The organism is Streptomyces sp. NPDC127190 (assembly GCF_042672505.1).
Classification (GTDB): domain Bacteria; phylum Actinomycetota; class Actinomycetes; order Streptomycetales; family Streptomycetaceae; genus Streptomyces.
This window is the reverse complement of sequence record NZ_JBHXVE010000010.1, coordinates 31,094-54,013: the sequence shown is the minus strand read 5'-3', so window position 1 is coordinate 54,013 and position 22,920 is coordinate 31,094. Positions and strand designations below refer to the sequence as shown.

Annotated in this window: 15 protein-coding genes and 1 tRNA gene; all 16 read right to left on the bottom strand. The window is 67.9% G+C overall.

Annotation, left to right across the window (positions count from 1 at the left end; translation table 11 throughout):
• Nucleotides 1-313: 313 nt before the first annotated feature.
• Nucleotides 314-3,340, bottom strand: a complete 3,027-nt coding sequence (locus ACFVIU_RS17345; RefSeq protein WP_385843350.1) for a glycosyl hydrolase 115 family protein — start codon at nt 3,338-3,340, stop codon at nt 314-316.
• A gap of 117 nt (nt 3,341-3,457) precedes the next feature.
• The gene (locus ACFVIU_RS17340) at nt 3,458-4,438 is read right to left on the bottom strand and encodes a hypothetical protein (RefSeq protein WP_385843349.1); all 981 of its coding nucleotides are present in this window, start codon (nt 4,436-4,438) and stop codon (nt 3,458-3,460) included.
• A gap of 124 nt (nt 4,439-4,562) precedes the next feature.
• Nucleotides 4,563-5,756, bottom strand: a complete 1,194-nt coding sequence (gene tuf, locus ACFVIU_RS17335) for an elongation factor Tu (protein ID WP_385843348.1) — start codon at nt 5,754-5,756, stop codon at nt 4,563-4,565.
• 158 nt (nt 5,757-5,914) lie between these two features.
• Nucleotides 5,915-8,041: an elongation factor G gene (gene fusA / locus ACFVIU_RS17330; protein WP_385843347.1), complete on the bottom strand. Its 2,127-nt coding sequence runs from the start codon at nt 8,039-8,041 to the stop codon at nt 5,915-5,917.
• 39 nt (nt 8,042-8,080) lie between these two features.
• On the bottom strand, nt 8,081-8,551 hold the full coding sequence (rpsG, locus tag ACFVIU_RS17325) for a 30S ribosomal protein S7 (protein ID WP_003998848.1): 471 nt from the start codon (nt 8,549-8,551) through the stop codon (nt 8,081-8,083).
• A 2-nt stretch (nt 8,552-8,553) separates the two neighbouring features.
• Nucleotides 8,554-8,925: a 30S ribosomal protein S12 gene (gene rpsL, locus ACFVIU_RS17320; protein WP_003948652.1), complete on the bottom strand. Its 372-nt coding sequence runs from the start codon at nt 8,923-8,925 to the stop codon at nt 8,554-8,556.
• Nucleotides 8,926-9,426: 501 nt separating this feature from the next.
• Nucleotides 9,427-13,326, bottom strand: a complete 3,900-nt coding sequence (locus ACFVIU_RS17315) for a DNA-directed RNA polymerase subunit beta' (RefSeq protein WP_385843346.1) — start codon at nt 13,324-13,326, stop codon at nt 9,427-9,429.
• Between the two features lie 102 nt (nt 13,327-13,428).
• Nucleotides 13,429-16,914 (bottom strand): DNA-directed RNA polymerase subunit beta, encoded by a 3,486-nt coding sequence (rpoB, locus tag ACFVIU_RS17310; protein WP_385843345.1) that lies wholly within the window; start codon nt 16,912-16,914, stop codon nt 13,429-13,431.
• A gap of 570 nt (nt 16,915-17,484) precedes the next feature.
• Nucleotides 17,485-17,874 (bottom strand): 50S ribosomal protein L7/L12, encoded by a 390-nt coding sequence (rplL, locus tag ACFVIU_RS17305; protein ID WP_086697259.1) that lies wholly within the window; start codon nt 17,872-17,874, stop codon nt 17,485-17,487.
• A gap of 111 nt (nt 17,875-17,985) precedes the next feature.
• A complete protein-coding gene (gene rplJ, locus ACFVIU_RS17300; protein ID WP_385843344.1) occupies nt 17,986-18,516 on the bottom strand; it encodes a 50S ribosomal protein L10 in 531 nt (176 codons plus the stop codon).
• 444 nt (nt 18,517-18,960) lie between these two features.
• Nucleotides 18,961-19,914 (bottom strand): hypothetical protein, encoded by a 954-nt coding sequence (locus ACFVIU_RS17295; protein ID WP_385843343.1) that lies wholly within the window; start codon nt 19,912-19,914, stop codon nt 18,961-18,963.
• Nucleotides 19,915-20,078: 164 nt separating this feature from the next.
• Complete coding sequence (rplA, locus tag ACFVIU_RS17290) at nt 20,079-20,804, bottom strand: 50S ribosomal protein L1 (RefSeq protein WP_385843342.1); 726 nt, start codon at nt 20,802-20,804, stop codon at nt 20,079-20,081.
• 102 nt (nt 20,805-20,906) lie between these two features.
• Nucleotides 20,907-21,341: a 50S ribosomal protein L11 gene (gene rplK, locus ACFVIU_RS17285; RefSeq protein ID WP_031167035.1), complete on the bottom strand. Its 435-nt coding sequence runs from the start codon at nt 21,339-21,341 to the stop codon at nt 20,907-20,909.
• A gap of 169 nt (nt 21,342-21,510) precedes the next feature.
• Complete coding sequence (nusG, locus tag ACFVIU_RS17280; RefSeq protein WP_385843341.1) at nt 21,511-22,365, bottom strand: transcription termination/antitermination protein NusG; 855 nt, start codon at nt 22,363-22,365, stop codon at nt 21,511-21,513.
• Nucleotides 22,366-22,445: 80 nt separating this feature from the next.
• Nucleotides 22,446-22,733 (bottom strand): preprotein translocase subunit SecE, encoded by a 288-nt coding sequence (gene secE / locus ACFVIU_RS17275; protein ID WP_385843340.1) that lies wholly within the window; start codon nt 22,731-22,733, stop codon nt 22,446-22,448.
• Nucleotides 22,734-22,839: 106 nt separating this feature from the next.
• Nucleotides 22,840-22,912 (bottom strand) — tRNA-Trp (locus ACFVIU_RS17270).
• Nucleotides 22,913-22,920: the final 8 nt, after the last annotated feature.

The following is a 22,920-nucleotide window of genomic DNA, read 5'->3' as shown; positions in this document are numbered from 1 at the left end:
AGTTAAGGCGACGAGTACTGTGGGACTCGCTTCCGGTCCTCCCGGCGGGAGGCGCGCAGCATCAACACTCGACCGAGCAACTCGGACAGTCTGCCATATGGGGCACCCTCGATGCCAATCGAGCCGAAGAGATTACCCCGAGAGTGACGTAGGTCAAACCGAAGGCCGGTCCGGGCGCGGCTCGGGGTCGGCCCGGGCTCGGCCCGGGCTCGGCCCGGGGGTCGGCCCGGGCTCGGCCCGGGGGTCGGCCCGGGCTCGGCCCGGGGGTCGGCCCGGGCTCGGCCCGGGGGTCGGCCCGGGCTCGGCCCGGGGGTCAGATCCGCCGGCTCTCGACCGGGCCCAGATACAGCTCCGGCAGCCCGCCCGTGTCGATCAGCAGCCGCTGGACCACCACCGTGGGGTCCACCATCCAGAATTTCAGCCGGTGCACGACGCCCGGTCCCACCGCGTGCTGGGTGGCGGTGCGGTTGATGTTGTCCGAGGTGTTGCGGGCCCACACCGCGTTCAGGGCGCCGTCGTCCGCGCCCGCCGTGATGTCCACCGTACGGACCGGGCCGTCGTCGAGGGAGACGCCGTAGCGCAGGCCGGACACCTTGGGCACGGCCGGGTTGCGGGGGGACAGCAGGGCCCAGACCGTCACCTCGGTGTCCGGCTCCGACACCAGGCTCACCTCGTACTCCAGGCGCGGCGAGGAGCCGCCCGGGGCCCGGGAGGGGGCCGTCACCGGCCACGGGGTCATGCCCGCGCCCGTGCGGCCGATGCCCTCGATGCGGCGCCACCGCCCGACCGCCCGGTCGTAGTGGTCCGCGTCGATCGCCACATAGCCGCCGGCCTCCACGAAGCCCCGCAGGCCCCGGGCGGCCGAGCGGACGGCCACACAGCGCACCGGGACCGACGCGCCCGCGCCGCTCACCGTGAGCGTGCCCTCGGTGCGGCCGGCCGGGGCCCGGGACCAGTCGACGCGGACCTCCAGCCGGACCTGCTGCTCGACGCGGCCCGCCGGGTGGTCCACCCGCAGCCAGGGGACCGAGGAGGACACCCGGTAGTCGAAGGGGGTCCCGCCCCGGTTGAAGACCTCCAGGTACTGCTGGGGGCGGGTCTGGTACGGGCTGAACTCCGGCAGCACCGCCTCCCCCAAGGCGCCCCCCGGCCACCACTGGCCCGCGTCCTCCGCGCCGTCCACCGACACCCCCAGCCGGGCGTCCGGGGGCAGCTGGATGCGGCGTACCGCGGGGAAGAGGACGTCCGGCAGGGCCACGTTGTCCTTCTCCGGCTGCTGCCAGCCCGCGTTCGGGCCGTAGCGGTCGACGTCGCCGTAGTCGATGTGCGGCTGGGTCTGGAAGCCCTGCCATTTCCCGTTCGCCACACGGGAGTTGAAGCGGTCGGCCAGGGCGAGGTCGCGGGCGAAGGCGGCCTCCGCCCGGGCCGCGCGGTCGTTCGTCGCCGCCCGGCCCTGCCCGGCGAACAGCAGGTTCGTGAACTCCGCCGAGCGCAGCGCGTACAGGTTCGCGGTCGCCGTCACCTCGTAGCCGACCAGCTCGAACCAGGCGTCCTGCCGCTCCGGCGGCAGCCGGCGGGCGATGCGCTCGGCGCGGCCGCCCAGCTCCTGCCACTCCTCGGTCACCCGCTCCAGCTCCCGGTGCGCGAAGCGGTACGGGGTCTGCCGGTCGTCGTAGACCACCTGGCCGTCGGCGGAGAGCGTGATACGGCGGTTCAGCAGCTCCGGCTTGCGGCGGGCCTGGAGCCGGCCGTACTCCGCCAGCACCGCGGCGATGTCATGGGCCGACGCCTCGCCGAAGTTCTGCCGGGCGTAGCGCCTCTCCCACTCCCCCAGCCGTTCCAGGGGCCAGCGGTCGGGGTCCCAGGCGTAGCTCAGGAAGAACTCGGTCGGCAGCTCGTTGCCCTTGAGATCGCCGACGTTCGCCACCCACAGGCCGTGGTTGCCGTACGCGTGCGCCTGGTGGAGCTGGTCCCAGACGTTGCGGAGGTTGGCCGTGTCGACCCACTTGTAGTTGCGGCCGGCCCCGACGTAGTCGAAGTGGTAGTAGAGGCCGTAGCCGCCGCTGCGGGGGCTGTCCGGGTGCTTCCGGATGTTTCCCCAGTTGTCGTCCGTGAGGACCACCGTGACGTCGTCGGGGGCGCGCAGACCGCGGTCCCAGTAGCGCTGGACCTCCTTGTAGAGGGTCCAGACCTGCGGGGTCTCGGCGGCCGGCCGGCCGGTCACCTCCTCGATGATCCGGCGCTGGTCGTCGATGATCTGCTGCATCAGCTCGATGCCGTCGCCGTCGGGCAGGCCGATGTCGCCGTTGCCGCGCATCCCGAGGGTCACCACGCCCTCGAAGCCCTGGTCCACCATGCGCTGGATGCCGGCTCGCCAGTAGGCCCGCAGAGCGTCCGCGTTGCGGCGGTACGACCACTCCCCCGTGCCCCCGTAGGGGTCGTGGCCGGGGCCGGCGTGCCGGTTCCACTCCTCGATGCCCCGCATCATCGGCGCCTCGTGGGAGGTGCCCATGACCACGCCGTACTCCGCCGCCCTCCGGTGGTTGTCCGGGTCGTCCTCGGCGAAGGCCCGGCCCCACACCGCCGGCCAGAGGTAGTTGCCCTTCAGCCGCAGCAGGACCTCGAAGACCTTGGCGTAGAAGACGGAGTTGAAGCCGTTGGGATATCCCGGCGCCTTGCCCGGTCCGAAGTACGCCGGGGCCCAGGTGCCGAGGGCCGGGTTCTCGTCGTTGATGAAGAAGCCCCGGTATTTCACCCGGGGGGTGCCCTGGGTGAAGCGTCCGGGGCGCACCCAGACCCCGGTGCGCCGCACCGGCGGCACGTCGTCCCACCAGTGCCAGGGCGAGACCCCGATCCCGTACGAGACGTCGTACGCCCCGAAGATCGTGCCCCGTGGATCGCTGCCCGCGACGACGAACGCCCGCTCCACCCCGGGCAGCGGATGCTCCACGACGGTCTGGAGCGAGGTCTCCCAGCCGCCCCGGACCCCGGTCACGTCCAGCTTTCCGGAGCGGACCAGGCCGTCGATCAGCGGGCTGCGGCCGATCGTGCCGAGCAGCACGGGGAAGCGGCCGATGGTGGTGCCGGGGCGGACGCCGGTCACGCGCTCGAGGTCGTCGCGGAGGTCAGATGCGACCCGTACGACCCCGGGGTGGTCGTCGGGGCTGACCACCACGGGGGCGCCGACCAGCGAGAAGGCGCCGCCGGTGAAGGAGATGTACGCCCCGGGGTCGGTCACCGTCAGGTCCGCGGCCCCTCCCTGGGCCCGGGCGGTCCCCGAGGTCAGCACGGGCACGGCGGCCAGTCCCGCCCCCAGCACCGTTCTGCGCGCCACGGACATGCGTCCCCTCCCTCTGCACGGCCTCTATTTGCCAAGTGGCATGACAAATAGTGAAGGGAGGGGGCGGTGGGGGGAATGGGTCGGCGGCGCCGAATAGTTTCGAAGCGCGGCGGCCGCTCAGGGGCCGTCCGGCACCAGGTTGTTGGCGCTGAGCAGGCCGCCGCCCGCCGGCAGCCCGACCGCGGTGCGCAGCGTGCCGACCGCCGGTTCCCGCACCGACACGGTCAGGGTGTAGGCCGGCTGCCCGGTGATGGTGTTCGAGGAGTCCGTCGGGATCCGCAGGCCCTCCGTCACCGTCTCGGCGTCGTACCCGGGGCACAGGGCCGTCAGCGGGAGGGTGATCTCGCCGCCGCCACCGTCCGTGACGTCGATGTGCTGCCGGTCGGCGCCGCCGGCCTTCCCGGGGGCGGCCCAGGTGACGGGCAGGCCGTGCGCCCCGGCGACCAGGCCGTGCGGGCCCTCGATCTCCACCGCGACGCCCTCGCCGTGCAGATCGCGGGAGAGCACCAGCGGGCGGTGGGTGCCCGGCGCGAAGAGCAGCCCGATGCCGAAGCTGCCGGGCGTCCGGCCGGACAGCTTCTCGTAGCCGTAGGAGCCGAGCGTCAGCTGCGGGCCGGGCTGTCCTTCGGCGGACTGCGGGGCGGGCGCGGAGGCGGCCGCGGGCAGCGGGAAGTAGTGGTAGCCCTGCTCGCCGCAGTGGGCACCGTCGGTGACACCGCCGCCGGGCAGTGCGACGGCCCTGGCCGGGCCGGACTCGGCCGAGTCGCTCCCGTCGCCCCAGGAGAGCAGCCCCCACTGCCAGGCGCCGTACAGCAGTACGGCCGCGGCGACCAGCCAGGGGACCACGGCCTGGAGCACCTCGCGCGGCGACGGCCGTGCGGGACGCCGGGGCCTCGGCCGCGCGTCGGCCGCGGACGCGGACCTCTCGCGGAGCCTGCGGGCCACCATCCGGGCGCGCGCCGACGGCTCCTTCGGCGCGGCGGACCCGTCGTCCTCGGCCGCGGCGCGCAGGAACGCGGCCCACTGCTCGTCGGGTATGGAGGACCGGAAGGAGTCCGGGCCCTCGTCGGGGCCTTCGGCGGGCGGGACGGTATTCACAGGGAGAACCGTAAGGGTCCAAGGTGACGCGGACATGCGAAGAGGCCCGTACGACCGGAGTCGTACGGGCCTCTCACAGGTCAGAAGACCTTCAGGTCAGTCAGTGACCTCAAGCAAGCGGAACTTACTTGACGATCTTGGTGACCTGGCCGGCGCCCACGGTGCGACCACCCTCACGGATGGCGAACTTCAGGCCCTCCTCCATGGCGATGGGCTGGATGAGCTGCACCGACATCTCGGTGTTGTCACCCGGCATGACCATCTCGGTGCCCTCGGGGAGGGTCACAACGCCCGTCACGTCCGTGGTACGGAAGTAGAACTGCGGACGGTAGTTGTTGAAGAACGGCGTGTGGCGGCCACCCTCGTCCTTGGACAGGATGTAGGCCTGCGCCTCGAACTCGGTGTGCGGGGTGACCGAGCCCGGCTTGATGATGACCTGGCCGCGCTCGACGTCCTCGCGCTTGATGCCGCGGAGCAGCAGACCGACGTTCTCACCGGCCTGGCCCTCGTCGAGCAGCTTGCGGAACATCTCGATGCCGGTGACCGTGGTGGTGGTCTTCTCGGTCTTGATGCCGATGATGTCGACGGTCTCGTTGACCTTGAGGACACCACGCTCGATACGGCCGGTGACGACGGTGCCACGACCGGTGATCGTGAAGACGTCCTCGATCGGCATCAGGAACGGCTTGTCGACGTCGCGCTCCGGCTCCGGAATCGCGGTGTCGACGGCGTTCATGAGGTCCAGGACGGACTGGGTCCACTGGGCGTCGCCCTCGAGCGCCTTCAGCGCCGAGACCTTGACGACCGGGACGTCGTCGCCCGGGAACTCGTACTCGGAGAGGAGCTCACGGACCTCGAGCTCGACGAGCTCCAGGATCTCCTCGTCGTCCACCATGTCGGCCTTGTTCAGGGCGACGACGATGTACGGAACGCCGACCTGGCGGGCCAGGAGCACGTGCTCCTTGGTCTGCGGCATCGGGCCGTCGGTGGCGGCGACCACCAGGATCGCGCCGTCCATCTGCGCGGCACCGGTGATCATGTTCTTGATGTAGTCCGCGTGACCCGGGCAGTCGACGTGGGCGTAGTGACGCGCCTCGGTCTGGTACTCGACGTGCGCGATGGAGATGGTGATACCGCGCTGACGCTCCTCAGGAGCCTTGTCGATGTTGTCGAACGGGGTGGCCTCGTTCAGGTCCGGGTACGCGTCGTGCAGCACCTTGGTAATGGCGGCCGTGAGGGTCGTCTTACCGTGGTCGATGTGACCGATGGTGCCGATGTTGACGTGCGGCTTAGTCCGCTCGAACTTCGCCTTCGCCACTGGGGTCCTCCTGTGGAGTGGTTCTGTACGCCTTACTTCATCGGCGCCAGGTGATCTTTGCTGTAAAGGCCCGGAACCCGGGGGCATTCCGTCCGCGATTGCGGGGGAATGCCCCTGGAGGCTCCGGAGTCAAGCCTACGGCGTGGGAACGCGGAGCGTTACTCGCCCTTGGCCTTCGCGATGATCTCCTCGGCGACGTTCCGCGGAACCTCGGCGTAGGAGTCGAACTGCATCGAGTAGCTTGCGCGACCCGACGTCTTGCTGCGGAGGTCGCCGACGTAGCCGAACATCTCCGACAGGGGCACGAGGCCCTTCACGACGCGGGCACCGGCCCGCTCCTCCATGGCCTGGATCTGGCCACGGCGGGAGTTGATGTCGCCGATGACCTCGCCCATGTAGTCCTCGGGCGTGGTGACCTCGACGGCCATCATCGGCTCGAGCAGCACGGGGCTGGCCTTGCGCGCGGCCTCCTTGAAGGCCTGCGAACCGGCGATCTTGAAGGCGAGCTCGGAGGAGTCGACCTCGTGGTAGGCGCCGTCGTGGAGGATGACACGGACACCGGTCATCTCGTAGCCGGCGAGGATGCCGAACTGCATGGCCTCCTGCGCACCGGCGTCGACCGAAGGGATGTACTCCTTCGGGATACGACCACCGGTCACCTTGTTCACGAACTCGTACGAGGTGTCGCCACCCTCGAGCGGCTCGATGCCGATCTGCACCTTCGCGAACTGACCGGTACCACCGGTCTGCTTCTTGTGGGTGTAGTCGACGCGCTCGACGGCCTTGCGGATCGTCTCGCGGTACGCCACCTGCGGCTTGCCGACGTTGGCCTCGACCTTGAACTCACGGCGCATGCGGTCGACCAGCACCTCGAGGTGCAGCTCGCCCATACCGCCGATGATGGTCTGGCCGGTCTCCTCGTCCGAGTGGACCTGGAAGGACGGGTCCTCCTCGGCCAGGCGCTGGATCGCGACGCCGAGCTTCTCCTGGTCGCCCTTCGACTTGGGCTCGATGGCGACCTGGATGACCGGCGCCGGGAAGTCCATGGACTCCAGGATGACCGGGTTCTTGTCGTCGGACAGCGTCTCACCGGTGGTGGTCTGCTTCAGGCCCATGACGGCGACGATGTCGCCGGCGCCCACCGACTCGATCTCCTCACGCTTGTTGGCGTGCATGCGGTAGATCTTGCCGATGCGCTCCTTCTTGCCCTTGACGGAGTTCAGCACGGCGGTGCCGGACTCCAGGCGGCCGGAGTACACGCGGACGAAGGTGAGCTTGCCGAGGTGCGGGTCGCTCATGATCTTGAACGCCAGCGCCGACAGCGGCTCGTCGTCGGACGGCTTGCGCTTGACGACCTCCTCCGGGTCGTTGACCGCGTGGCCCTCGATGGCCTCGATGTCAACGGGGGAAGGCAGGTAGCGCACGACCGCGTCGAGCAGGGGCTGGACGCCCTTGTTCTTGAACGCGGTACCGCAGAACACCGGGGTGATGGTGGTGCCGGTGCCCTTGCCGGACGCGATGGTGATACGACGGATCGCGGCGTACAGCTGCTCCTCGGTGGGCTCCTGGCCCTCCAGGAACAGCTCCATGATCTCTTCGTCGTTCTCGGCGACGGCCTCGACCAGCTTGCCGCGCCACTCCTCGGCGGCCTCGACATGCGTGTCCGGGATGTCGACGACGTCGTACATCTCGCCCTTGGTCGCCTCGGCGGACCACACGAGCGCCTTCATGCGGACCAGGTCCACGACGCCCTTGAAGTCGGCCTCGGCACCGATCGGGAGCTGCATGACGATCGGCTGCGCGCCCAGGCGGTCGACGATCATGTCGACGCAGCGGTGGAACTCGGCACCGGTGCGGTCGAGCTTGTTGACGAAGCAGATACGCGGAACGCCGTAGCGGTCCGCCTGACGCCACACGGTCTCGGACTGCGGCTCGACGCCGGCGACGCCGTCGAACACCGTCACGGCACCGTCGAGCACACGCAGGGAACGCTCCACCTCGACGGTGAAGTCGACGTGACCCGGGGTGTCGATGATGTTGATGGTGTGGTCGACGTTCTCCAGCGGCCAGTGGCAGGTGGTGGCAGCAGAGGTGATCGTGATGCCACGCTCCTGCTCCTGCTCCATCCAGTCCATGGTGGCAGCGCCGTCGTGGACCTCACCGATCTTGTAAGACACACCGGTGTAGAACAGGATCCGCTCGGTGGTGGTCGTCTTGCCCGCGTCGATGTGGGCCATGATGCCGATGTTGCGCACCTTGGCCAGGTCAAGCGAAGTGGTAGCCATAAGGCTTCAGTCTTCTCTCGGTCTCGATGTGGACTGCGACTACCAGCGGTAGTGCGCGAAGGCCTTGTTGGACTCGGCCATCTTGTGCGTGTCCTCGCGCTTCTTGACGGCCGCACCGAGGCCGTTCGAAGCGTCGAGAAGCTCGTTGAGCAGACGCTCGGTCATGGTCTTCTCGCGACGGGCGCGGGAGTAGCCGACGAGCCAGCGCAGCGCCAGGGTGTTGGCACGGCCGGGCTTGACCTCGACCGGGACCTGGTAGGTGGCGCCACCGACACGGCGGGACTTGACCTCGAGGGTCGGCTTGATGTTCTCAAGAGCGCGCTTCAGCGTGATGACCGGGTCGTTGCCGGTCTTCTCGCGCAGGCCCTCCATGGCGCCGTAGACGATGCGCTCGGCGGTGGAGCGCTTGCCGTTCAGCAGCACCTTGTTGATCAGGGAGGTCACCAGAGGAGAACCGTAGACCGGGTCGATGATGACCGGGCGCTTCGGGGCGGGGCCCTTACGAGGCATTCTTACTTCTCCTTCTTGGCGCCGTAACGGCTGCGAGCCTGCTTGCGGTTCTTGACACCCTGGGTGTCGAGCGAACCGCGGATGATCTTGTAGCGAACACCCGGCAGGTCCTTCACACGGCCGCCGCGCACGAGCACGATGGAGTGCTCCTGCAGGTTGTGTCCCTCACCCGGAATGTAAGCGGTGACCTCGATGCCACTGGTCAGACGCACACGCGCGACCTTACGCAGGGCCGAGTTCGGCTTCTTCGGGGTGGTCGTGAACACACGCGTGCAGACGCCACGACGCTGAGGGGAACCCTCGAGTGCGGGCGTCTTGTTCTTCTCGACCTTGTCCTGCCGGCCCTTACGGACCAGCTGCTGGATCGTAGGCACTACTTCTCCGGTTTCTGTGTGCCGATAGGTACAGCTAACCTGGAACGTCGCCGACCCACGCGGTCGGGTGTGTCGAATCCGTCAGGCCCTTGCCGCCAGGCGAAAAGGGGCACGGATTACGGTGGCCGATCACGGCTCGCTGCACGGAGTGAAGGCACGCGCAAGAGCCAGGGCACACCCCAGGCACAAGGTCTGAGCGTACCTACCTCATTCGCTGCGGTCAAAACAAATGGAACCGACCCCGCGCCAGGCTGCGGCCGCTGTCAAGGGCGCGTACCTTAGTCGATCTTCGTTCCGGCCGCCCCAGCCCCTCCGGCCGCCTCAGCCCCCCGGCCGCCCCCGACGACCTCGCCGGACCTCCGGGCCGCCCTGGAGCGGCTGGAGGCGGCACAGCGGGCCGGTACGGACACCTCCTGGGCGCCCGGGAGTCCCACCGAACCCCACTGAACGCCGAAGGGCGGCCACCCCCGTACGGGAGTGACCGCCCTTCATGCTGCTCGCTTACTGGTTGTACGGACCGTAGTCGTAGTCCTCCAGCGGAACGGCCTGGCCGGAGCCGGTGCCGAACGGCGAGTAGTCGATGTCGTCGTAGCCGACGGCCGAGTACATCGCGGCCTTGGCCTCCTCGGTCGGCTCGACCCGGATGTTGCGGTAGCGGGACAGACCCGTACCGGCCGGGATGAGCTTACCGATGATGACGTTCTCCTTGAGGCCGATGAGGCTGTCGGACTTGGCGTTGATCGCCGCGTCCGTCAGAACTCGGGTCGTCTCCTGGAAGGAGGCGGCCGACAGCCAGGACTCCGTCGCCAGCGAGGCCTTGGTGATACCCATCAGCTGCGGACGACCGGAGGCCGGGTGACCGCCCTCCTGGACCACACGACGGTTCTCGGTCTCGAACTTCGAGCGCTCGACCAGCTCACCGGGCAGCAGCTCGGCGTCGCCGGACTCGATGATCGTCACGCGGCGGAGCATCTGCCGGATGATGATCTCGATGTGCTTGTCGTGGATCGACACACCCTGCGAGTTGTAGACCTTCTGGACCTCGCCGACCAGGTGGACCTGGACGGCACGCTGACCCAGGATGCGCAGCACGTCGTGCGGGTTGGTGGCACCCACGGTGAGCTGCTGGCCCACCTCGACGTGCTCGCCCTCGCGGACCAGGACCTTGGCGCGCTTCGAGATCGGGTACGCCGTCTCGTCGCTGCCGTCGTCCGGGGTGACGACGATCTTCTTGGTCTTCTCGGTCTCCTCGATCCGCACGCGGCCGGAGGCCTCGGAGATCGGGGCGACACCCTTCGGGGTACGGGCCTCGAAGAGCTCGACGACACGCGGCAGACCCTGGGTGATGTCGTCACCGGCCACACCACCGGTGTGGAAGGTACGCATCGTCAGCTGGGTACCGGGCTCACCGATGGACTGGGCGGCGATGATGCCGACCGCCTCACCGATGTCCACCAGCTTGCCGGTGGCCAGCGAACGGCCGTAGCACATCGCGCAGGTGCCGACGGCGGACTCGCAGGTCAGGACCGAACGGGTCTTGACCTCCTCGACGCCACGGGCGACCAGCTCTTCGATGAGCACATCGCCCAGGTCGGTGCCGGCCGGGGCCAGCACCTGGCCGTCGACCACGATGTCCTCGGCGAGGCAGCGCGCGTACACGGAGGTCTCGACGTCCTCCGCCTTGCGCAGCACGCCGTCCTCGTCGCGCCCGGCGATGCGCAGACGCAGACCACGGTCGGTGCCGCAGTCCTCCTCGCGGATGATGACGTCCTGGGAGACGTCGACCAGACGACGGGTGAGGTAACCCGAGTCGGCGGTACGCAGAGCGGTGTCCGCCAGACCCTTACGGGCACCGTGCGTGGAGATGAAGTACTCCAGCACGGACAGGCCCTCACGGAAGGACGCCTTGATCGGACGCGGGATGGTCTCGTTCTTCGCGTTCGACACCAGACCACGCATACCGGCAATCTGACGCATCTGCATCATGTTGCCTCGGGCACCCGAGTTCACCATCATCGAGACCGGGTTGGTCTTCGGGAAGTTCGCGTTCATGGCCTCGGCAACCTCGTTGGTCGCCTTGGTCCAGATCGCGATGAGCTCCTGGGTGCGCTCTTCCTTGGTGATCAGACCGCGCTCGTACTGCTTCTGGACCCGCTCGTCCTGCGCCTCGTAGCCGCGGACGATCTCCTTCTTCGCGTCGGGGACGACGACGTCGGAGATGGCCACGGTGACACCGGAACGGGTGGCCCAGTAGAAGCCGGCCGCCTTCAGGTTGTCGAGCGTCGCCGCCACGATGACCTTCGGGTAGCGCTCGGCGAGGTCGTTGACGATCTCGGAGAGCTGCTTCTTGCCGACCTCGTAGTCGACGAACGGGTAGTCCTCGGGCAGCAGCTCGTTGAAGAGCGCGCGGCCCAGCGTGGTGTTCAGGCGGAAGCTGTCACCCTGCTGCCACTCCGGCTCGCCCTCCTCGCGCACCGGCGGGGTCCAGCCGCGCGGCGGGATGGTGCCCACCGGGAAGCGGATGTCCACGCGCGACTGGAGCGACAGCTCGCCGGCGTCGAACGCCATGATCGCCTCGGCCACGGACGCGAACGAACGGCCCTCGCCCTTGACGTTGCGCATCTCGCCGTCGGTGGTGAGGAAGAACAGACCGAGGACCATGTCCTGGGTCGGCATCGTCACCGGACGGCCGTCGGCCGGCTTGAGGATGTTGTTCGAGGACAGCATCAGGATGCGGGCCTCGGCCTGCGCCTCCGCGGACAGCGGCAGGTGCACGGCCATCTGGTCACCGTCGAAGTCCGCGTTGAACGCGGTGCAGACGAGCGGGTGGATCTGGATGGCCTTGCCCTCGACCAGCTGCGGCTCGAAGGCCTGGATGCCGAGGCGGTGCAGGGTGGGCGCACGGTTCAGCAGCACCGGGTGCTCGGCGATGACCTCTTCGAGGACGTCGTACACCACGGTGCGGCCGCGCTCGACCATGCGCTTGGCCGACTTGATGTTCTGCGCGTGGTTCAGGTCGACCAGGCGCTTCATCACGAACGGCTTGAAGAGCTCCAGCGCCATCGCCTTCGGCAGACCGCACTGGTGCAGCTTCAGCTGCGGACCGACGACGATCACGGAACGCGCCGAGTAGTCGACACGCTTACCGAGCAGGTTCTGACGGAATCGACCCTGCTTACCCTTCAGCATGTCGCTGAGGGACTTCAGCGGACGGTTGCCGGGGCCCGTGACCGGGCGGCCGCGGCGGCCGTTGTCGAAGAGCGCGTCGACGGCCTCCTGGAGCATGCGCTTCTCGTTGTTCACGATGATCTCGGGCGCACCGAGGTCGAGAAGGCGCTTCAGGCGGTTGTTGCGGTTGATGACACGGCGGTACAGGTCGTTCAGGTCGGAGGTCGCGAAGCGGCCACCGTCCAGCTGCACCATCGGACGCAGGTCCGGCGGGATGACCGGGACGCAGTCCAGGACCATGCCCTTGGGGCTGTTGGAGGTCTGGAGGAACGCGGAGACGACCTTCAGCCGCTTGAGGGCACGGGTCTTCTTCTGGCCCTTGCCGGTGCGGATGATCTCGCGGAGCTTCTCGGCCTCCTCCTCGAGGTCGAAGGACTCCAGGCGCTTCTGGAGCGCCGCGGCACCCATCGAGCCGTCGAAGTACGTGCCGAAGCGGTCGCGCAGCTCGCGGTAGAGCAGCTCGTCGCCCTCGAGGTCCTGGACCTTGAGGTTCTTGAACCGGTTCCACACCTCGTCGAGGCGGTCGATCTCGCGCTGCGCACGGTCGCGCAGCTGCTTCATCTCGCGCTCGGCACCCTCGCGCACCTTGCGGCGCACGTCGGCCTTGGCGCCCTCGGCCTCCAGCTCGGCCAGGTCGGACTCGAGCTTCTTGGCGCGGGCCTCGAGGTCGGCGTCGCGGCGGTTCTCGATCTGCTGGCGCTCCACCGAGACATGCGCCTCCAGGGAGGGCAGGTCGCGGGTACGGCGCTCCTCGTCGACGTACGTGATCATGTACGCCGCGAAGTAGATGACCTTCTCCAGGTCCTTCGGGGCGAGGTCCAGCAGGTAGCCCAGCCGGGACGGGACGCCCTTGAAGTACCAGATGTGGGTCACGGGAGCGGCCAGCTCGATGTGGCCCATCCGCTCACGGCGCACCTTGGCGCGCGTGACCTCGACGCCACAGCGCTCGCAGATGATGCCCTTGAAGCGGACACGCTTGTACTTGCCGCAGTAGCACTCCCAGTCCCGCGTAGGACCGAAGATCTTCTCGCAGAAGAGTCCGTCCTTTTCGGGCTTCAGGGTGCGGTAGTTGATGGTCTCGGGCTTCTTGACCTCGCCGTGGCTCCACTGACGGATGTCGTCAGCGGTGGCCAGGCCGATCCGGAGCTCGTCGAAGAAGTTGACGTCGAGCACTATGCGTCAATCCCTCTCAGGGTCGAAAGTCTGTGGTCTGAAACGGGGGCCTGGGGGTCGGCGGGGGCCTCACACGGTGGCGAGGCCCCTACCGGACTCCCGTCAGACCTCTTCGACGCTGCTCGGCTCGCGCCGGGACAGGTCGATACCGAGCTCCTCCGCAGCGCGGAAGACGTCCTCGTCGGTGTCGCGCATCTCGATGGACATACCGTCGCTGGACAGCACCTCCACGTTCAGGCAGAGCGACTGCATCTCCTTGATGAGCACCTTGAAGGACTCGGGGATGCCGGGCTCGGGGATGTTCTCGCCCTTGACGATGGCCTCGTAGACCTTCACGCGGCCGGTGACGTCGTCGGACTTGATGGTCAGCAGCTCCTGGAGGGCGTACGCGGCGCCGTAGGCCTCGAGGGCCCACACCTCCATCTCACCGAAGCGCTGGCCACCGAACTGCGCCTTACCACCCAGCGGCTGCTGGGTGATCATCGAGTACGGACCGGTCGACCGGGCGTGCAGCTTGTCGTCGACCAGGTGGTGCAGCTTCAGGATGTACATGTAGCCGACCGAGATCGGGTCCGGGAACGGCTCACCGCTACGGCCGTCGAACAGCCGCGCCTTGCCGGACGGGAGCACCATGCGCTCGCCGTCGCGGTTCGGGATGGTGTGCTGCAACAGACCCGCCAGCTCGTCCTCGCGGGCACCGTCGAAGACCGGGGTCGCGACGTTGGTGCGCGGGGCGACCTTGTCGGCGCCGATCGCCTGGAGGCGCTGGGCCCACTCGTCCGCGAGGCCGGAGACGTCCCAGCCGCGGCTGGCGAGCCAGCCGAGGTGGATCTCCAGGACCTGTCCCGGGTTCATTCGGGACGGCACACCCAGCGGGTTGAGGATGATGTCGACCGGGGTGCCGTCCTCCAGGAACGGCATGTCCTCGATCGGCAGGATCTTGGAGATGACACCCTTGTTGCCGTGACGGCCGGCGAGCTTGTCACCGTCGGTGATCTTGCGCTTCTGCGCGACGTAGACGCGGACCAGCTGGTTCACGCCCGGCGGCAGCTCGTCGCCCTCCTCGCGGTCGAAGACGCGGACGCCGATGACCTTGCCGGTCTCGCCGTGCGGCACCTTCAGCGAGGTGTCACGGACCTCACGGGCCTTCTCACCGAAGATCGCGCGCAGCAGGCGCTCCTCGGGGGTCAGCTCGGTCTCACCCTTCGGGGTGACCTTGCCGACGAGGATGTCGCCGGCGATGACCTCGGCACCGATGCGGATGATGCCGCGCTCGTCGAGGTCGGCGAGGACCTCCTCGGAGACGTTCGGGATGTCCCGGGTGATCTCCTCGGGGCCGAGCTTGGTGTCACGGGCGTCGACCTCGTGCTCCTCGATGTGGATCGAGGAGAGGACGTCGTCCTGCACGAGGCGCTGCGACAGGATGATCGCGTCCTCGTAGTTGTGACCCTCCCACGGCATGAACGCCACGAGCAGGTTCTTGCCGAGGGCCATCTCGCCGTTCTCGGTGGCCGGGCCGTCGGCCAGTACCTGGCCGGTGATGACGCGGTCGCCCTCGTTGACGATGACCTTCTGGTTGACCGAGGTGCCCTGGTTGGACCGGGAGAACTTGGCCAGGCGGTACGTGATGTACGTGCCGTCGTCGTTGGCGGTGGTGATGTAGTCCGCGGAGACCTCCTGGACCACACCGTCCTTCTCGGCCTTGACCACGTCGCCGGCGTCGACCGCGGAGCGGTACTCCATGCCGGTGCCGACGAGCGGGGCCTCCGACTTAATCAGCGGCACGGCCTGACGCATCATGTTCGCGCCCATGAGGGCACGGTTGGCGTCGTCGTGCTCGAGGAAGGGGATCATGGCGGTCGCGACCGACACCATCTGGCGCGGCGAGACGTCCATGTAGTCCACGTCCTCGGGGCCGACGTAGTCGACCTCGCCGCCACGGCGGCGGACCAGCACGCGGGCCTCGGCGAAGTGGAGCTCGTCCGTCAGCGGCGCGTTGGCCTGCGCGATGACGAAGCGGTCCTCCTCGTCGGCGGTCAGGTAGTCGACCTCGTCGGTGACGACACCGTCGACGACCTTGCGGTACGGCGTCTCGATGAAGCCGAAGGGGTTGATCCGGCCGTACGAGGCGAGCGAGCCGATCAGACCGATGTTCGGGCCTTCCGGCGTCTCGATCGGGCACATGCGGCCGTAGTGCGAGGGGTGCACGTCACGGACCTCGAAGCCGGCCCGCTCACGGGAGAGACCACCCGGGCCGAGGGCGTTCAGACGACGCTTGTGCGTCAGCCCCGACAGCGGGTTGTTCTGGTCCATGAACTGGGACAGCTGGCTGGTGCCGAAGAACTCCTTGATGGAGGCGACGACCGGCCGGATGTTGATCAGGGTCTGCGGCGTGATCGCCTCGACGTCCTGGGTGGTCATGCGCTCGCGCACGACGCGCTCCATACGGGCGAGACCCGTACGGACCTGGTTCTGGATCAGCTCGCCGACGTTACGGATACGACGGTTGCCGAAGTGGTCGATGTCGTCGGTCTCGACCATGATCGTGCGACCGCTGGCGGTCACCGTCTCGGTCTCGCCGGCGTGCAGCTGCACCAGGTACTTGATGGTGGCGATGATGTCGTCGGTGGTGAGCACACCGGCGTCCAGCGGCTCGTCCGCACCGAGCTTCTTGTTGACCTTGTAGCGGCCGACCTTGGCCAGGTCGTAGCGCTTCGGGTTGAAGTACAGGTTCTCCAGCAGCGTCTGAGCGGCCTCACGCGTGGGGGGCTCGCCCGGACGCAGCTTGCGGTAGATGTCGAGCAGCGCGTCGTCCTGGCCCTGGGTGTGGTCCTTCTCCAGGGTGGCGCGCATGGACTCGTACTCGCCGAACTCCTCGAGGATCTGCTCGGTGGTCCAGCCGAGCGCCTTCAGCAGAACGGTGACCGACTGCTTGCGCTTGCGGTCGATGCGGACACCGACCATGTCGCGCTTGTCGATCTCCATCTCCAGCCAGGCACCCCGGGACGGGATGATCTTGGCGGAGAAGATGTCCTTGTCGGACGTCTTGTCGATGGAGGAGTCGAAGTAGACACCGGGGGAACGGACCAGCTGCGACACCACGACACGCTCGGTGCCGTTGATGACGAAAGTGCCCTTGTTCGTCATGAGCGGGAAGTCGCCCATGAAGACCGTCTGGGACTTGATCTCACCGGTCTCGTTGTTGGTGAACTCGGCGGTGACGAAGAGCGGGGCGGCGTACGTGAAGTCGCGCTCCTTGCACTCGTCGATCGAGTTCTTCGGCGGCTCGAAGCGGTGGTCCCGGAACGTCAGCGACATCGACCCCGAGAAGTCCTCGATCGGGGAGATCTCGTCGAAGATCTCCTCCAGACCGGACGTGGTGGGGACGTCCTGACCGTTCTCCAGAGCCTCCTCGACCCGACTCTGCCAGGCGGTGTTGCCGAGCAGCCAGTCAAAGCTCTCGGTCTGCAGCGCGAGCAGGTTCGGAACCTCGAGAGGCTCCTTGATCTTTGCAAAGGAGATGCGCAGCGGGGCGGTGCTGGCGCCGTTGTTCGTATTCGCGGTCGAGGCAGTGCGCGAGGCGGCCAAGAGGGGGTCCTTCCGAGGGCTCGGACTCACTACGCGCGTACCGGTCCCTCTCCCGTACGCAGAGACGGAAACCCCAGGTCAGAGGTGCTTCGGTCGTCTGTGCTCGAGTGAGGGCAGACCCCTGGTGACGGGCAGGGGACAGCTAACAGGCAGCGCAAAGGGTCAGTGTAGCCACTTGGCACACTGATGTCCAGTGCGGGTTTTCGAGACCCCTCGTCGTGCTCACCGCTGTTGTCAACGCCCTCCGGCCTGCTGCCCTCAACGCACGTTGATACTGCCCTCTCCGTCGTCGATCCATGCCTCGGATTCGGATCCTTGTGACGACGCGTCCTGAGAATTGCGCGCTGCGTGCGGTTCGTCAAGGGCCCCCAGCCGGAACCGCGCCGTCCGGAGACACGACGAAGATCACCATACCCCTCGCCGCAGCGAGCGCAAGGCAACCGCGGTCGGCCTCCCCGAGACGCCGAAGAGCGACCACCCGGATGGATGATCGCTCTTCGGTGCGTCCGCGTTACAGCCCGGCAGGGCCGATCTCAGCGCGCAGTCGAGTCCCTGGGGACCCGGAAGGTGTTACTTGACCTCGACGGAGGCGCCGGCGCCCTTGAGGGCCTCGGCGGCCTTGTCAGCGGCCTCCTTGTTGACCTTCTCGAGGACCGGCTTCGGGGTGCCGTCGACGAGGTCCTTGGCCTCCTTCAGACCCAGCGAGGTCAGCTCACGCACGACCTTGATGACCTGGATCTTCTTGTCGCCGGCGCCGGTGAGGATGACGTCGAACTCGTCCTTCTCCTCCTCGGCCTCGGCGGCGGCGCCACCAGCGGCACCACCGGCGACGACGACCGGCGCGGCAGCGGCGGCGGTGACGTCGAACTTCTCCTCGAAGGCCTTCACGAACTCGGAGAGCTCGATGAGGGTCATCTCCTCGAACTGGGCAAGCAGCTCGTCCTGGGACAGCTTCGCCATGATGGCGGTCCTTCCACTCAAATCGGCAGGTGCCGGATGTACTGGGTAAGGCGGGCGTACGTCGGCCCGCTGCGACCCGAGCCGTAGGGCCGGGTCAGAAAGCGAGCCGAATTACTCGGCACCGCCCTGCTCGGCCTGCTTGGCGCGCAGCGCGTCCACGGTGCGGACGAGCTTCGACGGCAGCGCCTGGAAGACGGAGGCAGCCTGGGACTGCTTCGCCTTGAAGGCACCGGCCAGCTTGCTGAGCAGAACCTCGCGGGACTCGAGGTCCGCAAGCTTCTTGATCTCGTCGGCGGAGAGGGCCTTGCCCTCGAGCACACCGCCCTTGATGACGAGATTCGGGTTTTCCTTGGCGAAGTCACGGAGACCCTTCGCCGACTCCACCGGGTCACCGGTGACGAAGGCGACGGCCGTCGGGCCAGCGAAGAGCTGGTCCTCCAGCGTGATCCCGGCCTCCTGGGCCGCGATCTTGGTCAGCGTGTTCTTCACCACGGCGTACTGGGCGTTCTCACCGAGAGAACGGCGCAGCGTCTTGAGCTGCGCCACGGTGAGACCGCGGTACTCGGTCAGCACGGCGGCGTTCGAGTTGCGGAACTTGTCCGTCAGCTCGGCAACCGCGGCAGCCTTGTCGGGCCTCGCCATAGAGCCTCGGCCTCCTTCCGGGTGATTCGGACCGCGCGGACCCGAAGGAGGACTGGGTAAAACGAAACGCCCCGGCGCAGGCGCTCGGGGCGGACTCGACCGGCCGTACACGCGCTGAGGCGCGCACTCCGGGAGTTCTTCCACTGACACCTGCGCGGGTCGCCCACTTTTCAGCGGATCCTTCGGCCACCGCACCCTCATTCGAGCGCACGGCAACGACCAGCGGTCTTTGGCTTCGGGAAGGAGACTACGGGACCGCCCCACCCCAGAGCAAATCGGGCCCTACGGCCCTACGGCGCTACGGCACAGGTCGGCCGGCAGGGGCGGCCGGCAGCTGCGGCCGGCGGGCGGCCCAGGAAGGCGCCCAGGAGGTCATAGGACGGCCCGTGCGGGCGCGGAAGGCGCCGGCACGGGCCGCTCTGCGATGCGCCGGAGCGCGGTGGCTCAGGAGCTGAGGCCGGTGCCGCCCGCGGTGGTGCCGGCCGTGCCGCTGCTGCCGCCCGCCGTCATGCCGCCGGACTTCATCAGGTCGGCGAAGTCCATGGTGTCGCCGGCCGGCGGGGCCTCGGCGCTGACCTTGACGCCGTAGTCGCTGTAGTAGGCGGTGTTGACCATGGTGCCCTGAGTCATGTCCACCTTCTCGGTCTTCTTGACCAGCAGGTTCTGGTCGTTGACCCAGATGTCGACGGTGTCGGTGGTGGCACCCATCTGGGTCATCTGCTTCTTCAGGGCCGCCAGCTGGTCGGGCTTGAGGTTGCTGGTCTTGCCCGCCAGGTCGGCCATGTCCAGCGTGCCCGAGTAGTGCGTGGTGCGGACGCCGGAGAGCGTCTCCTCGCCGACCTTCTTGACGTCCCCGGAGGCCAGGAGCATCTTCACGGACTGGTTCGGCGTGGCGGTGCGCAGCTGGTCCTTCATGTACGAGCCGGAGGCGCCGCCGAGCTTGGCGAGGTCGTCGTAGGAGTACTTGAGCCAGTGCTTGCCGCCGGTCTGCCGGGCGAAGGCGTCGCTCATCTTCGCGTAGTAGGCGTCCGGCAGATAGCGGGCCTGCATCGACGTGTTGCCGGACTTCTTCATCATCTCGGCCATCTGGCCGCCGGTGTACGTCAGCGTGAGGTTGCCCGTCAGGCCGTGGCCCCAGGTGAGGGAACCGGTCGAGGAGATCGACATGAGGTTGCCCACGGACGTGGTGGAGCGCACCTTGGCCGACTCGGCCTTGTCCGTGGACTGCTCGGCGGAGCGCAGGGCGGCGATGGGGCTGACGTTGATGACGGTGTCGCCGGCCGCCTTGTCGCCCTTGGCGCCCTTCCCGGAGCCGGAGGTGCCGCAGGCGGCCACCCCGGTGAGCGCGGCGACCACCGCGATGGACAGGGTCATCCGGCGCACGGTCGTGCTCTTCATTCTTGTCCCACCCCTATTGCGAGTCCTGTGCCTGCACCGTAACCCAGGCCGCTGACAGTCGTACGAAAGGTCGCACAAAGAAAGGACGGACCCCGCAACCAGAAGGTTGCAGGGCCCGCCCTTTCTTACGCGTTCCTGACGCGGCTACCGGGTGAGCGCAGGGCTCAGACGGCGGCCGGGTCCTCCTCGACGAGGAGGTTGCGGGTGCGGTTCGGGTCGACCGGGATGCCGGGGCCCATCGTGGTGGTGATGGCGGCCTTCTTGATGTAGCGACCCTTGGCGGCGGACGGCTTCAGACGGAGGATCTCCTCCAGCGCGGCGCCGTAGTTCTCCACCAGCTTGTCGTCCTCGAAGGACGCCTTGCCGATGATGAAGTGCAGGTTCGAGTGCTTGTCGACGCGGAACTCGATCTTGCCGCCCTTGATCTCGGTGACGGCCTTGGCGGTGTCGGGGGTGACGGTGCCGGTCTTCGGGTTCGGCATCAGACCACGGGGGCCGAGGACGCGGCCGAGGCGGCCGACCTTGCCCATGAGGTCCGGGGTGGCGACGACGGCGTCGAAGTCCAGACGGCCCTTCGCCACCTCGTCGATCAGCTCGTCGGCGCCGACGATGTCGGCGCCCGCGGCACGCGCGGCCTCGGCACGGTCGCCGGTCGCGAAGACCAGGACCCGGGCGGTCTTACCGGTGCCGTGCGGAAGGTTCACGGTGCCACGGACCATCTGGTCGGCCTTGCGCGGGTCGACACCCAGACGGAAGGCGACCTCGACGGTGGCGTCGAACTTGGTCGTGGAGGTCTCCTTGGCGAGACGGACGGCCTCGAGCGGGGCGTACAGCTTCTCCCGGTCGACCTTGGCGTCCGCAGCGCGGAGAGCCTTGCTGCGCTTGCTCACAACTTGCTCCTGTGTGTTCTGAAAGGAGTCGTGGTCCCTGGGCCGAGCAGGCCCTGCCACGTGCGACCGGCTACGGCCGCATGACTGCTACGAGGTTTGAGGTCAGCCCTCGACCGTGATGCCCATGGAACGGGCGGTGCCGGCGATGATCTTCGACGCGGCGTCCAGGTCGTTGGCGTTGAGGTCGGGCATCTTGGTCTGGGCGATCTCGCGGACCTGCGCCTCGGTGATCTTGGCGACCTTGGTCTTGTGCGGCTCGCCGGAGCCCTTCTCGACGCCAGCGGCCTTGAGGATCATCTTCGCGGCCGGCGGAGTCTTGGTCACGAAGGTGAAGGAGCGGTCCTCGTAGACCGTGATCTCCACCGGGATGACCCAACCACGCTGCGACTCGGTCGCCGCGTTGTAGGCCTTGCAGAACTCCATGATGTTGACGCCGTGCTGACCGAGCGCGGGGCCGACCGGCGGGGCCGGGTTCGCCGCACCGGCGTTGATCTGGAGCTTGATGAGCCCCGTGACCTTCTTCTTCTTGGGAGGCATAGCTCTCCGGGTCCTTTCATTCGGGTCCATGCCCGCGCACGGATCGCGATCCAGACGCAGGCATACCGCACAACGATAACGGGTATAGATGCGCGGCTAAAAACCGAGCAGGTCAGGCGCCCGGTGACGGTCTGCCTGACCTGCTCGGAAGCACGAAGTCCAGCGGAAACTAGTTCTTCTGGATCTGGTCGAAGGAGAGCTCGACCGGCGTCTCGCGGCCGAAGATCTCCACCAGGCCCTTGACCTTCTTCGAGTCGGGGTTGATCTCGTTGATGGTCGCCTGGAGGGTGGCGAACGGGCCGTCGGTGACGGTGACCGAGTCGCCGACCTCGAAGTCCAGCACCTGGACCTCGACCTTGCGCTGCGGGGCGGGCTTGCCCTCGGCCTCGGCGGCCTCGCGGGCGGCCTTCTCCTCGGCCTCCGGGGCGAGCATCTTGACGATCTCGTCCAGGGTCAGCGGGTACGGGTCGTAGGCGTTGCCGACGAAGCCGGTGACGCCCGGGGTGTTGCGGACGACGCCCCAGGACTCGTTGGTCAGGTCCATGCGGACCAGGACGTAACCCGGCAGCTTGTTCTGCTTGATCGTCTTGCGGTCGCCGTTCTTGATCTGGACGACCTCTTCCTGCGGCACCTCGGCCTGGAAGATGTAGTCCTCGACGTTCAGCGAGACGGCGCGCTGCTCCAGGTTGGTCTTCACGCGGTTCTCGTAACCGGCGTAGGTGTGGATGACGTACCACTCGCCGGGCAGCGAGCGGAGTTCCTCGCGCAGGGCCTCGATGGGGTCGACGGGCGCGGCCGGCTCGGCCTCGGTGGCGGCCTCCTCGGCCTCCTCCTCGGCTGCCTCGGGCTCCTCGGCGCTCTCGTCCTCGTCCTCGACGTGCAGGGCGGCCTCTTCGGCCGGCTCGCCCGACTCGGCCTCGGCAGCCTCGAACTCGTCCTGCTCGTCCGCGCCCTCGACGATGTCGAGCTCGTCGTCCACCATCTCGTCCGGCTCGATGGCGTCGTTCAGGTTCGGGTCAGACACGATGGCTGCTTCTTCCTGGATACATAGGGGTGGAACATGCGAAAAGGGGCGCCGGTACCACGGCGCCCTTCGCTCTTGGCTCAGCCGAAAACGTACTTGGCCGCGTGGTTGAGCCCATAGTCAATCACGGTCACCAGCGCGATCATGATGGCGACGAAGAAGATCACCACGGTGGTGTACGACGTCAGCTGGTTGCGAGTCGGCCAGACGACCTTGCGGAGTTCCGCGACGATCTGGCGGTAGAAGGTGGCGAGGCGCTTCAGCGGGCCCTTCTTGGCGCGCTTGCCGCCCTTGCGGGCCTTCTTCTTGGACTCGGGCAGCTCGTCCTGGGCGTCAGGCGTGTCGATGGAGCCCACGGCGTCCGTCATAATCCTCACCTGATCCCGGGTCGTGGCCGTGCCGCGCCCGGTTTCTGAGCCGCACGGCGGTGCATTGCTGTACGTACATGCGCACACATCCTGGCGGTGTGTGTAGCAGGGCCGGAGGGACTTGAACCCCCAACCGCCGGTTTTGGAGACCGGTGCTCTACCAATTGAGCTACGACCCTTTGTGTGT

Bases quoted from the DNA above. Each gene is read 5' to 3' on its own strand.
- ACFVIU_RS17345 (WP_385843350.1), bottom strand. From the start codon at position 3,340: ATGTCCGTGGCGCGCAGAACGGTGCTGGGGGCGGGACTGGCCGCCGTG.
- fusA (WP_385843347.1), bottom strand. From the start codon at position 8,041: ATGGCTACCACTTCGCTTGACCTGGCCAAGGTGCGCAACATCGGCATC.
- rpsG (WP_003998848.1), bottom strand. From the start codon at position 8,551: ATGCCTCGTAAGGGCCCCGCCCCGAAGCGCCCGGTCATCATCGACCCG.
- rplL (WP_086697259.1), bottom strand. From the start codon at position 17,874: ATGGCGAAGCTGTCCCAGGACGAGCTGCTTGCCCAGTTCGAGGAGATG.
- rplJ (WP_385843344.1), bottom strand. From the start codon at position 18,516: ATGGCGAGGCCCGACAAGGCTGCCGCGGTTGCCGAGCTGACGGACAAG.
- ACFVIU_RS17295 (WP_385843343.1), bottom strand. From the start codon at position 19,914: ATGAAGAGCACGACCGTGCGCCGGATGACCCTGTCCATCGCGGTGGTC.
- rplK (WP_031167035.1), bottom strand. From the start codon at position 21,341: ATGCCTCCCAAGAAGAAGAAGGTCACGGGGCTCATCAAGCTCCAGATC.
- secE (WP_385843340.1), bottom strand. From the start codon at position 22,733: ATGACGGACGCCGTGGGCTCCATCGACACGCCTGACGCCCAGGACGAG.